Consider the following 15,321-nt stretch of genomic DNA (forward strand, 5'->3'; position numbering starts at 1 on the left):
ATGCGGCAGGTGATCAGCGGGGTTCAGCGGCGGATCGAGGCTCTGCTGGAGACCGGGAAGGCCCTGCTGGACGCCGCGCGGGCCCGCTGGCGGTGGTTCGACCACCTCGCCCGCGCGTTCGAGCGCTACCAGGAGCGCCGCGGCGACCGGCTCGCCGCCGCCCTGACCTGCTACGGGTTCCTGTCGTTCTTCCCGCTGCTGGCGCTCGCGTACTCGCTGCTCGGCTATCTGGTCGGGATCAGCACGCAGGCCCGCGACTACTTCGTCAAGGCCGTCCAGGAGCTGCTGCCGGGGCTGTCGGACCAGCTGCAGGTCGAGCAGATCGCCCAGTCCAAGACGGCGGTGGGCGTCCTCGGCCTGGTCGCGCTGCTGTTCACCGGGCTCGGCTGGGTGCAGGTGCTGCGCGAGTCCCTCCGCGACATCTGGGGCAACCCGCCCACCGGCGGCGGCAACTACTTCCTCAAGCGGCTGTGGGACCTCGCCGTCCTCGCGTTCCTCGGCGTGATCCTCATCTGCGGGATGGCGGTGTCGACGGTCACCTCGTCGGCGACCCACACCGTCCTCGGCTGGTTCTCGCTGGACGACGTCCCGGGCGCCGGCACCGGGCTGCGGCTGCTGTCGCTGGCCTGCGCCGTCGCGTTCGACACGGTGATCTTCCTGGTGCTGTTCACCCGGCTGTCCGGGACGATCGCGCCGTGGCGGCGGATCATCCGCGGCGCGCTGTTCGGCGCGCTCGGCCTGGAGCTGCTCAAGCAGGCCGCGACGCTGCTGATCGGCCGGACGACGCAGAACCCCGTCTACGCCTCGTTCGCCGTCCTGGTCGGGCTGATGGTGTGGATCAACATCGTGTCCCGGTTCACGCTGTTCGTCGCCGCGTGGACCGCGACCCGCCGCGTCGTGCTGAAGGCCGACGCCGAGGACCCGGAGAACCTCGCCGACCAGGAGATCGGCGACCTCGAGGACCGCCGCGAGGCGGAGGAGTACCGCGAAGCGGAGAAGCACCGCGAGGCTGAGGAGCACCGCGAGGCTGAGGACCGCCGCGAGGCGGAGGAGCATCGGGAGCCGGAGGTGGACGGCCGGGAGCCGGAGAAGCGCCGTGAACCGGAGCGGGACGGCGCCACCGACGCCCGCGCGTCCGGACGGCTCTAGCGGGCCCCGTCGTTGTAGGAACCGTCGTTGTACGAGCCGTCGTCGTAGGAGTCGTACGGGCCGTCGTTGTAGGAGCCCGCGTAGTTCTCCGTGTTCCGGGTGTTGCCGGCCGGGCCGGGGTTCTGGACGCTCCGCACGTTCCCGCTCGGGCCGACGCCCCCGCCGGGGCCGACGTTCCCGGCCGGGCTCGGCAGCGGGTGGCGGCGACGGCGGCGGTACACCGCGAACAGCACGCCGATGGCCAGCAGCGCGCCGGCCGTCCCGCCGCCGATCTCCCAGACGAGGGCGGACGAGCCGCCCGACGAGTCCAGCGAGGTGCCGGGGAGCACGCCGCCCGACTCGCCGTCGGCGTGCTTCTTCGCCTGCGCGTTGCCGGGCGCGGCCAGCGTGCCGACCGGCTGGACCTTGCCGCGCGCCGCGAACCCCCAGTCGAGCAGCTTCGCGCCGGCCTGGAACGGCGAGCTCTCGCCGTGCATCACCGAGACGATGATCGTGTGCCCGTCGCGCCGCGCCTCGGCGACGTAGGTCTGCTGGGCGTGCACGGTGTAGCCGTTCTTGCCGCCGAGCATGCCCTTGTAGCCGTACTTCTGGCCCGGCAGCAGCTTGTTGTGCGTGTAGATCGGGTAGCCGCCGACCTTCTTGTGGTTCTTGCGCTCCTTCTTGGTCGGCGGCGCCGGAAACTGGAACTGGGTGGCCTGCACGTACGTCCGGAACTGCGGGCTCTTCATCGCCTCGCGCAGGAACAGCACCAGGTCGTAGGCCGACGTGTGCTGGGTGCGGATGTTCAGGCCGTAGTCGACGTCGAGGCCGTTCGGGGACGCGGCGAGCGTGTCGTCGGCGTGCAGGTACTTCGCCTCGGCGTTCATGTCGGCGATGGTCTTCCTCATGCCGCCGTTGGCCTCGGCGAGCGTGACCGCCGCGTCGTTCGCCGACATCATCATCAGCGCGTGGAACAGGTCGGAGACCTTGTACTGCATCGACGGCGTCAGCCCGACCTTGGTGCCCTCGACGTCGCACGCCTTCTGCGAGGGGCGGACGAGCCGGTTCGGGTCGAGCTTGGTGACGAGCGTCGCCGAGGTCAGCGTCTTCAGCGTGCTGGCCGGCAGGTACTGCCCGTGCGGGTCCTTCGCGGCGAGCACCTCGCCGGTGTCGGCGTCGGCGACGAGGTAGGAGGAGAACTTCAGCTTCGGCAGCGCGGGGACGCCCGGCGCCCTGTTCAGCACGATGCCGCGGCTCGCGAGCTGCGGGCCGCCGACCGGGTCGCGCGGCGGCGCGGCCGGGCTCGCGGCCGCGGGGGCCGCCAGCAGGCACACCGCGCTCAGCGGCACGATCATCGGTACGGTCATCCTCGGCACGGCGCGCCGGACCCCGGTCCGCCCCTGTCGTCCTGCTCGCAAGCTTCCGACGCTCCTCAGTCCCGCAGCGGCCGTTCCGCCCCGCACGCCCATGGCTCCCCCGAAGACTAGGCGACACATCCGGCGAAGGGGTACCCGACCGCGAAGACGGCAAGCTCGGGACGGATGAGGCGTATGGTGCGTTAGACGATTTTTGTGGCGCTTATGACTACTCACGGTATGTAAGCGGACGCTAGGCTCGGTCACCGTCCGTCGCCGCAGGTATTTTGGGACGGGCGGACTAGTTCGATCGAGTGGTGTCGGGTACATGATCAATGACCGAAAAGTAGGGGACGCGCGGGCCCGGAGGCCGCCCGTACGAGTCAATTGATCCGCGAAGGGCATGGAGTCCGGCGTGGCGAAGGGCGCGGGCGCCATGATGGTGTGAACACGTGACCTGGACCGGCGTTTGTCCAGGCTTAGGGACCCGCTGGCTGAATTGCGCCACGTGCCACGCAACGACCTGCAAGGATTGTGGACGGAGGTTGGCCGTGGCCATTGAGTTCAACGCATCGAGGGGCACCACGCTCGGCGTCGAGTGGGAGATCCAGCTCGTCGATGCGGAGACCCGGCACCTGCGGCAGGACGCGCGCCAGGTGCTCGCCGCGCTGCCGTCGCTCAGCGAGGACGGCGACATCCCCAAGGTCCGGCACGAGCTCATGGAGTCCACCGTCGAGGTCGTGACCGGCATCTCGCACACGGTCGGCGAGGCCAAGAACGACCTCGCCGCCACCCTCGGCGAGCTGCGCGCCGCCGCCGCCGACCGCGGCATCGCCCTCGCCTGCACCGGCACCCACCCGATCAGCGACTGGCGCGACGCGGTGATGGCGCCGACGCAGCGCTACGCCGACCTCGTCGAGCAGATGCAGTGGCTGGCCCGGCGCATCCAGACCTTCGGCGTGCACGTGCATGTGGGCGTCTCCGACGTGTCCAAGGCGATCCCGATCGTGAACGCGCTGTCGTCCTACCTCCCGCACTTCCTGGCGCTCACCGCGTCCAGCCCGTTCTGGAGCGGCGCCGACACCGGGCTCGCGTCCTGCCGGGCGGTCGTCTTCGGTCAGCTGCCGACGGCCGGTCCTCCCCACTTGCTGGACGACTGGGCGGCCTTCGAGGATTACATGGACACCCTGATGCGTGCCGGAACCATCCGGAGCATCAAGGAGGTCTGGTGGGACATCCGCCCCCACCCCGACTTCGGCACCGTCGAGATCCGCATGTTCGACGGGATCCCCACCCTGCGCGAGGTCGGCATGGCGGCGGCACTCTGCCAGAGCCTGGTCACCCTGTTCGAGCAGCAGCTCGACCGCGGCTACACGCTGCCGCGGCCGGCCGCGTGGGTCGTCCGCGACAACAAGTGGCGCGCGACCCGCTACGGCCTCGACGCCATCGTCATCACCGACGACAGCGGCAGCACCGCGCCGCTCCGCGACGACCTGTACGAGCTGATCCGCGAGCTGGAACCGGTCGCCGACCGGCTCGGCTGCGCCGAGGAGCTCAAGGTCGCCGGCGAGGTCCTGGAGCACGGGGCCCCCTACGAGCGGCAGCGCGCGATCCGCGCCGCGGGCGGCTCGCTGGAGAACATCGTCGACGCGGCCGTCACCGAACTCGCCGAGGACCGCTTCGTGGAGCTGGGGGAGGTCGTCCATGCCGGGGCCTGAGCGGCCGGCCCGGCCGGACGGGAGCCCCGAGGGAACGGCGACGGGCGCTTCGGGAGAGAACACGGGGGGCACCGGCGCGTCCGGTGCCCGCGAGGACAGCGGTGACGCCGGCACGGCGGGCGGCACCGGCGGCACAGGAGAGAACACCCGCGCGGCCGGCAGCGGCGGCGCCGAGAAGAACACCGGGAAGAACACCGGGCGGGCGCCGAGCGGCCCCGCCCTCGCGCAGGGGGCGCACATGACACAACCGGGACCCGGGGTGATGCCCGGCCTTGAACCACCGACCGCCCCGGGACCGGAGGGCCCCGCGGGCAGCGAGCGCCCGGCCGCGCTGCGGCCGCAGCTCGAGGTGTTCCTCGCCCGGCACGAGGAGGAGCTCGTCGCGTTCCGCCGCGACCTGCACATGCACCCCGAGCTGGGCTACAACGAGCACCGCACCACCGCGCGGATCGCCGAGCGGCTGCGCCTCGCCGGGCTCGAACCGCGGATCCTGCCGAAGGGCACCGGGCTGATCTGCGACATCGGCCCCGGCGACGGCCCGACCATCGCGCTGCGCGCCGACATCGACGCGCTGCCGCTGCAGGACGAGAAGGAGAGCGCCCCGTACCGGTCGACCGTGCCGGGCGTCGCGCACGCGTGCGGGCACGACGTGCACACCACGATGGTGCTGGGCGCCGGGCTGTTCCTCGCGCAGCAGGCCGAGGCGGGGCTGCTGCCCGGCCGGGTCCGGCTGCTGTTCCAGCCGGCCGAGGAGACCCCGGGCGGGGCCCTCGACGTGATGGCCGCCGGCGGCATCACCGGCGTCGACCGCGCGTTCGCGCTGCACTGCGACCCGCGCATCGAGGTCGGCGAGCTGGGGCTGCGCAGCGGCCCGATCACCGCGGCCTGCGACAAGGTGTACGTGAAGGTCACCGGCCCCGGCGGGCACACCGCCCGGCCGCACCTCACCGCCGACCTGGTGTACGCGCTCGCCAAGATCGTCACCGAGCTGCCGTCGGCGCTGTCCCGGCGCGTCGACCCGCGCTCCAGCCTGTCGCTGGTGTGGGGGCGGGTGTCGGCCGGGTCCGTCGCCAACGCCATCCCCGACGACGGCGTCGCCGAGGGCACCGTCCGCTGCCTGGACGACGAGGCGTGGCACCGCGCGCCGGAGATGATGAAGGCGCTGCTGCAGTCGGTCGCCGCCGCCTACGACGTGGAGGCGTCGCTGGAATACGTCCGGGGCGTCCCGCCGACCGTGAACGAGGCGGCGAGCGTGCAGATGTTCCGCGACGCGGCCGCGCAGGTCCTCGACGAGGAGGGCGTGGTGCCGACGCCCCAGAGCCTCGGCGGCGAGGACTTCGGCTGGTACCTGGAGTCGATCCCCGGCGCCCTCGCCCGGCTCGGCGTCCGCACCCCCGGCTCGCCCGGCGAGTTCGACCTGCACCGCGGCGACTTCGACGTCGACGAGCGCTGCATCCCGGTCGGGATCCGGGTGCTGGCGGCGACGGCGCTGACCGCGCTGTGGGACGGCGCCCGCCCGGCCGACCCGGAGACCGTCGAGGGCGCCACCCTCGCCTGACACCCACCCCCGCCCGCCCGGCGTCGGCATCCGCGCGGCGCTCGTCCGGCGTCGGCGCGGCGTCGCCCGGCGCTCGCCGGTGCCCGCGCGGTGTCGGCTCGGCGCTCGTCCGGTGTCGCGCGGGGGTGGCCCGGTGCCCGCGCGGTGTCGGCTTGGCGCTCGTCCGGTGCGGGGCGTGTTCGTCACGGCGGTCGCGTCCGGCGCGCCGGGCCCGGCCGCCGCGCTCGCCGCGGCCGTCACTGGCAGCGATCATGTGCACGCTGACCTGTGCCGATATGCGTACGCATTGGTAACGGACCTATTGCGAAACGGCGCAAGCTGGCAGTTTTCCACCAAACGCGAGGTAGCGTCCCAACGATTTCGGTGGCCGAGCGGCCGCCGATCCCGGGTGGGGAACGGAAGGAGCGCTACCTTGCGCCGTGGACTGAAGATCACTCTCGTCACCGTGACGGGTGCGGCGCTGACGCTGGGCGGCGCTTCTGCGTGCGGCGGCAAGAAGGCCGGCGGTGACAGCGGCGACGACAACGGCAAGAAGACCCTCAAGGTCGGCCTGGCGTTCGACATCGGCGGCCGCGGCGACCAGTCGTTCAACGACTCGGCGGCGGCCGGCCTCGCGAAGGCCGAGAAGGACCTGCACGTCACCACCAAGGAGATCTCCGCGCAGCCGGACGAGCCCGACTCCGACAAGGAGTCGCGCCTGCGCCTGCTCGCCAGCACCGGCTACAACCCCGTCATCGGCGTCGGCTTCTCCTACACGGCGTCGCTGCTGAAGGTCGCCAAGGCGTTCCCGAACACCAAGTTCTTCGTCGTGGACGCCGACGGCTGCAAGGTCGAGGGCGCCAACGTCGCCGGCTCCTGCTTCTCCGAGGAGCAGGGCTCGTTCCTGGTCGGCGCCGCCGCGGCGCTGAAGTCCAAGACCGGGAAGATCGGCTTCATCGGCGGCGTCGACGTCCCGCTGATCCAGAAGTTCTTCGCCGGCTACCAGGCGGGCGCCAAGAAGGCCAAGCCCGGCATCACCGTGCTGCCGCCGAAGTACCTGACCGAGCCGCCGAACTTCAACGGCTTCAAGGACACCGGCCTCGGCAACGAGGCCGCCAAGGGCCAGCTCGACAAGGGCGCGGACGTCATCTACCACGCCGCGGGCGGCGCCGGCATCGGCGTCATCAAGACCGTCGGCGCGGCCGGCAAGTGGGCCATCGGCGTCGACTCCGACCAGTACAACCAGCCCGCCGTCGCCGACGTGAAGACCCACATCCTCACCTCGATGGTCAAGCACGTCGACCTGTCGGTGTTCAACTTCGTCGAGTCGGTCGCGAACAACCAGTTCAAGCCCGGCACGGTGCAGTACAACCTGCAGAACGACGGTGTCGGCTACGCCACGTCCGGCGGCAACGTCGACGACATCAAGGCCAAGCTGGACGACCTGAAGGCGCAGATCGTGGCCGGCAAGATCACCGTCCCGACCAAGCCGTAGCGGTCCCAGGGCGGGCCGCCGCGGCATCCGCCGGGCCGGCCCGCCCGGACGTCTCTCGGCCGGGCGCGCGCGCCCGGGCCGTGCGTCGCCGACGCGACGCGGCCCGCCGCGCGCGCCCTGCCCGCGTACCCCGAGGCAGGAGGAGGGGCACTCGTGCCTGACCAGGTGCCGGCCGTGCGGCTGACATCGATCACCAAGCGGTTCCCCGGCGTCGTCGCCAACCGCGACATCAACCTGAGCATCGAGCCCGGCGAGGTGCACGCGCTCTGCGGCGAGAACGGCGCCGGCAAGTCCACGCTGATGAAGATCCTGTACGGGATGCAGCGGCCGGACGAGGGCACCATCGAGATCGACGGGGAGCAGGTGTCGTTCCGCACCCCCGCCGACGCGATCGCCCGCGGCATAGGCATGGTCCACCAGCACTTCAAGCTGGCCGACAACCTCACCGTGCTGGAGAACGTCATCCTCGGCGCGGAACCGCGCGCCAAGGGCCGGCTCCGCGGCCGCATCGACTTCGCCGCCGCCCGCGCCCGCATCCGCGAGATGTCGAAGGCGTACGGGCTGCGCGTCGACCCCGACGTCCTCGTCGAGACGCTCGGCGTCGGCGAACGGCAGCGCGTCGAGATCCTCAAGGTCCTGTACCGGGGCGCCCGCGTGCTGATCCTGGACGAGCCCACCGCCGTGCTCGTCCCGCAGGAGGTCGAGGAGCTGTTCGGCAACCTGCGGGAGCTGCGCGCCGAGGGCCTCACCGTCCTGTTCATCTCCCACAAGCTGGACGAGGTGCTGTCGGTCGCCGACACCATCTCGGTGATCCGCCGCGGCACCACCGTCGCGACGCGGCTCGACCCGTCGCAGGTCACCTCGCGGCGGCTCGCCGAGCTGATGGTCGGCTCGCAGCTTCCCACCCCGGAGCTGCGCGACTCGACGGTCACCGAGGACGTCCAGCTGGAGGTCGGCGGTCTGACGGTCCTCACCCCCGAGGGCCGTCCCGTCGTCGACGACGTCTCGCTGCGGATCCGGCGCGGCGAGATCGTCGGGCTCGCCGGCGTCGAGGGCAACGGGCAGAGCGAGCTGATCGAAGCGATCATGGGCCTGCGCTCCGCGGACGCCGGGACGATCGTGTTCGGCGGCGAGGAGATCGAGCACTGGCCGACGCGGCGGCGCCGCGAGGCCGGCATCGCCTACATCCCCGAGGACCGGCACCGGCACGGGCTCGTGCTGGAGGCGTCGCTGTGGGAGAACCGGGTGCTCGGGCATCAGACGCAGCGCCCGAACGTCCGCGGCCCCTGGGTGGACCGGCGGGGCGCCCGCCGCGACACCACCCGGATCGTCCGCGAGTACGACGTCCGGACGCCCGGGATCGACGTGCCCGCCGCCGCCCTGTCGGGCGGCAACCAGCAGAAGCTGATCGTCGGGCGGGAGATGTCCGGCGACCCGCACCTGCTGATCGCCGCGCACCCGACCCGCGGCATCGACGTCGGCGCCCAGGCCGCCATCTGGGACTACCTGCGGCAGGCCCGCGCCGACGGGCTCGCCGTGCTGCTGATCAGCGCCGATCTTGAGGAACTCATCGGAATGTCCGACACCCTGCACGTGATCCTGCGGGGCCGGCTGGTCGCGGAGGTCGATCCGCGGACGGTCACCCCGGAGGAGCTCGGCTCCGCCATGACCGGCGCCGGAGACCCGTCATGACCGGCCCCACCGACTCCCCGGACCCCGACGAGCCCACACCCCCCACCCCCGACCCGGACACACCGGAATCCAGCCCAAAGCCCGAGCCGAGCACACCATCAACCCCGAGCACGTCTTCCAAGCCCGGGGCGTCGTCCGAGTCCGGCGCGGCATCCAAGCCCGGCCAGTCGGGCCCCGGCGAGGAGCCTGACTCGGGCGCGGCGTCCAAGCCCGCAGCGTCCAAGCCCAGCGCGTCGTCCGAGTCCGGCGCGTCGTCCGAGTCCGGCGCGTCGGACTCCGGCGAGGAGCCCGAGTCGAGCGCGGCGTCCAAGCCCGCAGCGTCCAAGCCCAGCGCGTCGTCCGAGTCCGGCGTGGACCCTGAGTCCGGCGTGTCCGGGGCCGGGGCGGCGTCTGAGTCGGGCGGCGCGGCGGGGGCTGGGCGGGGGGAGGTGCCTCGGCCGGCTGAGCCGGATCCTTCGGAGAGCGACCCGGTGGTGAAGGCGGGGCCCGAGCCGGTGCCGTCGTGGAAGGCGATCCTGCGCGGGCTCGGCCCGACCGGGCTCGGGCTGAAGATCGGCGCGCCGATCCTGGCGCTGCTGATCTCGCTCGGCATCACCATGATCCTGCTCCGGCTGACCGGCGCCGACCCCGTCAGCGCCGTGCAGAGCATGGTCGACTACGGCACGCAGCAGCACTCCATCGTCGACATCATCAACCGCGCCACCCGGTACTACCTGTCGGCGGTCGCGGTCGCGATCGGCTTCCGGATGGCGCTGCTGAACATCGGCGTGGACGGCCAGTACCGGCTGGCGGCGTTCCTCGCGGCGGCGCTCGGCGGCGCGATCTCGCTGCCGGCGCCGTTCGGGCAGATCCTGGTGATCGTCGCGGCGGTGCTGGTCGGCGGGCTGTGGGCGGCGATCGCGGGCGTGCTGAAGGTGACCCGCGGCGTCAGCGAGGTGCTGTCCACGATCATGCTGAACGCGATCGCCACCGGCGTGATCGCCTACCTGCTGAACGACAAGCGGCTCGCCGAGCCGCGGCCGAACAGCAACGACGTCGCGACCGCGACGATCCCGCACTCGGGACGGGTCGGGCCGCTGAACGGCTTCCTGTCGGCGATCGGCATCGACCTCCCCGGCGCGGTGTACGGGCTGCTGCCCCTGGCGATCGTGGTCGGCATCGTGTTCTGGGTCGTGATCAACTACACCCGGTTCGGGTTCGACCTGAAGATCTCCGGGCTGTCCCCGTCCGCCGCGCAGGCCAGCGGGGTCAGCGCCAAGCGGATGATCGTGATCACGATGGTGGCGTCCGGTGCGGTGGCCGGGCTGATCGGCATCCCGGGGCTGCTCGGCGAGTCCTACGACTACTCGCTGAACTTCCCGGCGGGCCTCGGCTTCACCGGCATCACGGTCGCGCTGCTCGGCCGCAACCATCCGGCGGGGATCGCGCTCGCGTCACTGCTGTTCGCCTTCCTCGACCAGACCTCCGACATCCTCCAGGAGGTCGAGGTGCCGAAGGAGATCGTCGGGGTGATGCAGGGCGTGGTCGTGCTGACCGTCGTCATCGTCTACGAGCTCGTCCGGCGCTGGGAGATCCGGTTGCAGCAGCGGTCCGTCGCCGCGGAGCTGGCCACCGGCCATGACCTGGCCCGCGAGGCCGCTGGGAGCACCTCATGACCGCGACCGAGACCGTCGCGCCGGCGAAGGCCGGGAACGGCAAGTTCCGGCTGCGCTGGCCGCACTACCTGCTGATCGCGGCGGGCCTGCTGGTGCTGCTGTCGCTCGTCCGGATGGTCGACGGCGCGGACGACGTCACCTCCAGCGGGACGGTCAGCGCGGCGCTCCGGCTGGCCGTGCCGATCTTCCTCGCCGGGCTCGGCGGGCTGTGGGCGGAACGCTCCGGCGTGATCAACATCGGGCTCGAGGGCATGATGATCCTCGGGACCTGGACCGGGGCGTGGGCCGGCTACCAGTGGGGCCCCTGGATCGGCGTGCTGTTCGGCATCCTCGGCGGGGCGCTCGGCGGGCTGCTGCACGCCATCGCGACCGTCACGTTCGGCGTCGACCACATCGTGTCCGGTGTCGCGATCAACATCCTCGGGCTCGGCCTCACCCAGTTCCTGGCCGGGCTGATCTTCAACGCCGGGCACGCGAAGGACCTCGGCGGCGGGCCCCGGCAGTCGCCGCCGATCGACCCGATCAAGACGCTGACGCTGCCGGTGCTGTCCGGCGGCAAGATCGGCGGCTGGGAGAGCCCCGACTGGCTGGGGTCGCTGGAGGGCCACCACTGGTTCCTGGTGTCGGACATCGCGGGCATCCTTCGCGGGGTGACGAACGGGCTGTCCTTGCTCACCCTGGTCTGCCTGCTGCTCATCCCGCTCACATTCGTGATTCTGTGGAAAACTCCGTTCGGGCTGCGGATCAGGTCGTGCGGCGAGGACCCGTACGCGGCGGAATCGCTCGGCGTGCACGTGTACCGGATGAAGTACGCGGCCGTCATCATCTCGGGCGGTTTCTCCGGGCTCGCGGGCGCTTTCCTCGTCACCGTCGCCGCGACCCTCTACCAGGACGGCCAGACCGGCGGACGCGGCTACATCGGCCTCGCGTCCATGATCTTCGGGAACTGGCGGCCGGGCGGGCTCGCCGCCGGATCGCTGCTGTTCGGCTACACCGACGCGATGAACGTGCGCGGCGGCGGCCAGTCCGTGCACGCGCTGCTGCTGTTCGTCACGATCCTGCTGGTCGGCGTCGCCATCTGGCAGGGCGTGCGCGCCAACCGGCTCCGCTCGCAGGTCGTGACCGACCTCGGGCGGCGCGAGGTCCGCGGCGCGTACGTCGGCGCGGTGCTGTCGCTGGTCGCGGCGGCGGGGCTGCTCGTCTGGTTCCTGCTGAGCGACGAGGTCCCCGGCGAGCTCGTGTCGTTCAGCCCGCACCTGACGACGCTGCTCGTCCTCGCGCTCGCCAGCCAGCGGCTGCGGATGCCCGCCGCCGACGGCCTCCGGTACCGGCGCGGCGAGGCCCGCTGACCGGGCCCCGGTCTGGGCATCGGGGGCGGCGGCATGGGAGGTCGGGCGCTGTCCGGAGATGCGGGGCAGCGTCCTGGGAGATCGGGCGTCGTCCTGGGAGATCGGGCGGCGTCCGGAGTGAGCGGGTGGGGCCTGAGAGATCATGGGGTGTATGACGGACATCGACTGGCCTGCGCTGCGCACCGCCGCGCGAGAGGCGATGGAGCGCGCGTACGCGCCCTACTCCGGGTTCCCGGTGGGCGCGGCGGCGCTGGTGGACGACGGGCGCGTCATCACCGGCTGCAACGTCGAGAATGCCTCGTACGGGGTGGGGCTGTGCGCCGAGTGCTCCCTGGTGTCGGCGCTGCACGGGCCCGGCAAGGCGGCCCGGCCCCGGCTCGTCGCGGTGGCGGTCGTCGACCGGCACGGCGACCCGCTGATGCCGTGCGGGCGCTGCCGGCAGCTCCTGTGGGAGCACGGCGGCGCCCCGATGCTGCTGGAGACCGTCCGCGGCATCCTTCCCATGTCGGACGTCCTGCCCGACGCGTTCGGGCCCGACGATCTGGTCTCCCGGGCCTGACGACCTGACCTGGCTCTGATGTTCGGGCCTCCCGAGGCCTGACGTTCCGAACTGAGAGGACACTGTGGACGCCATCGACGTCATCCGCAGCAAGCGCGACGGCGGAACGCTCACCGCCGACCAGATCGACTGGGCGGTGGACGCCTACACGCGGGGCGCGATCGCCGAGGAGCAGATGGCGTCGCTCGCGATGGCGATCCTGCTCAACGGCATGACGCGCGCCGAGGTCGCGCGCTGGACCGAGGCGATGATCCGGTCCGGGGAGCGGATGGAATGGTCCGCGCTGGACCGTCCCACCACCGACAAGCACTCCACCGGAGGCGTCGGAGACAAGATCACGCTGCCGCTGGCGCCGGTGGTCGCGGCGTGCGGCGCGGCCGTCCCGCAGTTGTCCGGGCGGGGCCTCGGGCACACCGGCGGCACCCTCGACAAGCTGGAGTCCATCCCGGGCTGGCGGGCGTCGCTCTCGAACGCCGAGATGTTGGACGTGCTGCGCTCCACCGGCGCCGTGATCTGCGCCGCCGGCAGCGGGCTCGCCCCCGCCGACCGCAAGCTGTACGCGCTGCGGGACGTCACCGGGACCGTCGAGTCGATCCCGCTGATCGCGTCGTCGATCATGTCCAAGAAGATCGCCGAGGGGACGGGTGCGCTGGTCCTGGACGTCAAGGTCGGCTCGGGTGCGTTCATGAAGACGCCGGAGACGGCGCGCGAGCTCGCCGAGACCATGGTCGCCATCGGCACCGATCACGGCCTGCGGACGGTCGCGCTGCTCACCGCCATGGACCGTCCGCTCGGCAACGCGGTCGGCAACGCCGTCGAGGTGGCGGAGTCGGTCGAGGTGCTGGCCGGGGGCGGGCCGTCGGACGTGGTGGAGCTGACGCTGACGCTGGCGCGGGAGATGCTGGCCGCCGCGGGCGTCTCCGGGAAGGACCCGGCGGACGCGCTGAAGGACGGGTCCGCGATGGACGTCTGGCGGCGGATGATCAGCGCCCAGGGCGGGGACCCGGACGCGGCGCTGCCGTCCGCGCGGGAGAACCATGTCGTGGTGGCGCCGTCGTCCGGTGTGCTGACGCGTCTGGACGCCTATGGTGTCGGCGTCGCCGCGTGGCGTCTCGGCGCGGGGCGCGCGCGCAAGGAGGACCCGGTGTCGTTCGCCGCCGGCATCACCTGCCACGCGAAGCCGGGCGACCGCGTTGCTGCGGGACAGCCGCTGCTGACCCTGCACGCCGACGACGAGTCTCGCTTCGCGCGCGCGCTGGAATCGCTGGACGGCGCGTACTCGATCGAGGAGAACGGTACGCCGGAGCTCCATCCGCTCGTCCTCGACCGCATCTCCTGAACGCTGGGCCGGTGCTGGCGCGGGTGTGGGCGCTGGCGCGGGTGTGGGCGCTGGCGCTGGCGCGGGTGTGGGTGTGGGTGCGGGTGCTGTGGCGGGTCGTGGTGGATGCTCTGGCGGCTCGCGGACCTGGGTCGTGTGGTGAACGTCGGCCGAGTGTGAACTAGACATTGACAAGATGGTGTCCGCGAGCGAAGCTGTACCCGGATCTAGACAGTGACAAGTTCTAGGCGGCGGAGGATGACCATGACGCACGACCTGAGCACCGTCCGGCAGATGTGGCAGCTCCTCGAGCCCGTCCATGCCGTCCTGTACTACGCGCCCGAGGCCTCCGAGGAGGCCGCGGCCTTGGGATACGCCATCGACGAGCGGTGGCCGAGCTACTTCCCCTACCGGGCCGCGCCTCTCGGGGCGGTCGACGCGCAGACGGTGAGCGATCTGTTCTACAGCTTCAATCCGGAGATGGTGGAGCGCTTCATGACGCCGGCCTGGCGGAAGGCGACGCCCGAGCAGGTTCTGGCCGCGCGCCGTACCGCCATGGATCGTGTGCTGCGCCGGATCCTGGGCGACCGGATCGGCTCGCCGGAACTGGAGCGAGCCGCCCAGACGGCGCGTCGCGTCGCCGAGGCGGCGGACCTCGCAGGCCGTCCGATGGCCGCCGCCAACGCCGCGCTGCCCTGGCCGGACGAGCCCCACATGGTGCTCTGGCAGGCCGCCACCATCCTGCGCGAGCACCGGGGAGACGGGCACATCGCGGCGCTGCGTGCACACGACATCGGGCCCATCGAGGCGCTCGTCACGCATGCCGCGGTCGGGGCCGCTCCCGTCGACGTGTTCGCCAGCCGGCAGTGGACGCCCGAGGAATGGAACGCCGCCCGGGAGCGGCTCGCCGCCCGCGGTCTGGTGCGCGCAGGTGCGCAATCGGGATCGGCGAGCGAAAGTGCGGGATCGGCTAGCGAAGGTGCGGAATCGGGGAGTGACGGCGCGGGATCGGCGAGCGATGGTGCGGTAGAGGCGACGGAAGAAGGGGTTCGGGTTCGCGCCGCAATTGAGAAGCAGACCGACGAACTCGCGGCCGGGCCGTGGGATTCGCTCACGTCGGATGAGGTCAAGGAGTTGGCGGATCTGCTGATGCCCATCGTCCTCGACATCGTCGGTACCGGACTTCTCCCGATGCAAAGCACTCTCGGAATCGGGATGACCTACGACTACGAGCGACTCTAATCGGGGTATTGCCTGATGCTAGCCGGACCATATCGCGCTCGGCGATGGGATATCGGGCGGTGGGGGCGGCGCTTGCGTACGGGGCCGCCCCTCCAAAGTCAAGGGCGCCTTCGGCGTCGCTTCGCGATGGACTTCGTCCACCCTTGACTTTGGAGCCTCTGCGGCCCCTGGGCAGGTGATGGGGGCAGGCTCCGCCTGCCCCGCCCCCGGGTCGCGCCACCCCACCACCGCCTTCCGTACGCGTGTTCGGAGGGGCGAGATGGCCGGTGGAGC

General features: G+C 71.8%; 11 protein-coding genes. 10 read left to right on the forward strand and 1 reads right to left on the reverse strand.

Features of this window, described 5'->3' with window-relative positions; all coding sequences use genetic code 11:
• Complete coding sequence (locus AB0C78_RS25385; protein WP_360752080.1) at positions 1-1,149, forward strand: YihY/virulence factor BrkB family protein; 1,149 nt, start codon at positions 1-3, stop codon at positions 1,147-1,149.
• Here the strand turns inward: AB0C78_RS25385 and AB0C78_RS25390 are convergent.
• Complete coding sequence (locus AB0C78_RS25390) at positions 1,146-2,495, reverse strand: D-alanyl-D-alanine carboxypeptidase (RefSeq protein ID WP_360752082.1); 1,350 nt, start codon at positions 2,493-2,495, stop codon at positions 1,146-1,148. The genes AB0C78_RS25385 and AB0C78_RS25390 overlap by 4 nt on opposite strands.
• A 539-nt stretch (positions 2,496-3,034) precedes the next feature.
• Here AB0C78_RS25390 and AB0C78_RS25395 point away from each other — a divergent pair.
• The 9 genes from AB0C78_RS25395 to AB0C78_RS25435 all read left to right on the forward strand — a co-directional run bounded on the left by AB0C78_RS25395 (position 3,035) and on the right by AB0C78_RS25435 (position 15,048).
• On the forward strand, positions 3,035-4,201 hold the full coding sequence (locus AB0C78_RS25395; RefSeq protein WP_360752085.1) for a glutamate--cysteine ligase: 1,167 nt from the start codon (positions 3,035-3,037) through the stop codon (positions 4,199-4,201).
• 238 nt (positions 4,202-4,439) lie between these two features.
• Positions 4,440-5,759: a M20 family metallopeptidase gene (locus AB0C78_RS25400; RefSeq protein ID WP_360752257.1), complete on the forward strand. Its 1,320-nt coding sequence runs from the start codon at positions 4,440-4,442 to the stop codon at positions 5,757-5,759.
• A 412-nt stretch (positions 5,760-6,171) separates the two neighbouring features.
• Positions 6,172-7,233, forward strand: coding sequence for a BMP family ABC transporter substrate-binding protein (locus tag AB0C78_RS25405; RefSeq protein WP_360752087.1), 1,062 nt, complete (start codon positions 6,172-6,174; stop codon positions 7,231-7,233).
• 117 nt (positions 7,234-7,350) lie between these two features.
• Positions 7,351-8,925, forward strand: coding sequence for an ABC transporter ATP-binding protein (locus tag AB0C78_RS25410; protein WP_151543673.1), 1,575 nt, complete (start codon positions 7,351-7,353; stop codon positions 8,923-8,925).
• A gap of 470 nt (positions 8,926-9,395) precedes the next feature.
• Entirely contained in the window at positions 9,396-10,580 is a 1,185-nt protein-coding gene (locus AB0C78_RS25415; protein WP_225992071.1) for an ABC transporter permease, read from the forward strand.
• Positions 10,577-11,929, forward strand: a complete 1,353-nt coding sequence (locus AB0C78_RS25420) for an ABC transporter permease (protein WP_360752089.1) — start codon at positions 10,577-10,579, stop codon at positions 11,927-11,929. Before AB0C78_RS25415 ends, AB0C78_RS25420 begins: the two co-directional genes overlap by 4 nt.
• 151 nt (positions 11,930-12,080) lie before the next feature.
• Positions 12,081-12,488 carry a cytidine deaminase gene (locus AB0C78_RS25425; protein WP_151543670.1) on the forward strand — a complete coding sequence of 136 codons (408 nt, stop codon included), beginning with the start codon at positions 12,081-12,083 and terminating at the stop codon, positions 12,486-12,488.
• 64 nt (positions 12,489-12,552) lie between these two features.
• On the forward strand, positions 12,553-13,827 hold the full coding sequence (locus AB0C78_RS25430; RefSeq protein ID WP_360752091.1) for a thymidine phosphorylase: 1,275 nt from the start codon (positions 12,553-12,555) through the stop codon (positions 13,825-13,827).
• A gap of 243 nt (positions 13,828-14,070) precedes the next feature.
• Positions 14,071-15,048: a hypothetical protein gene (locus tag AB0C78_RS25435; protein WP_360752094.1), complete on the forward strand. Its 978-nt coding sequence runs from the start codon at positions 14,071-14,073 to the stop codon at positions 15,046-15,048.
• Positions 15,049-15,321: the final 273 nt, after the last annotated feature.

Source organism: Actinomadura sp. NPDC048394 (genome assembly GCF_040651755.1).
In the GTDB taxonomy this organism is placed as follows: domain Bacteria; phylum Actinomycetota; class Actinomycetes; order Streptosporangiales; family Streptosporangiaceae; genus Spirillospora; species Spirillospora montaniterrae.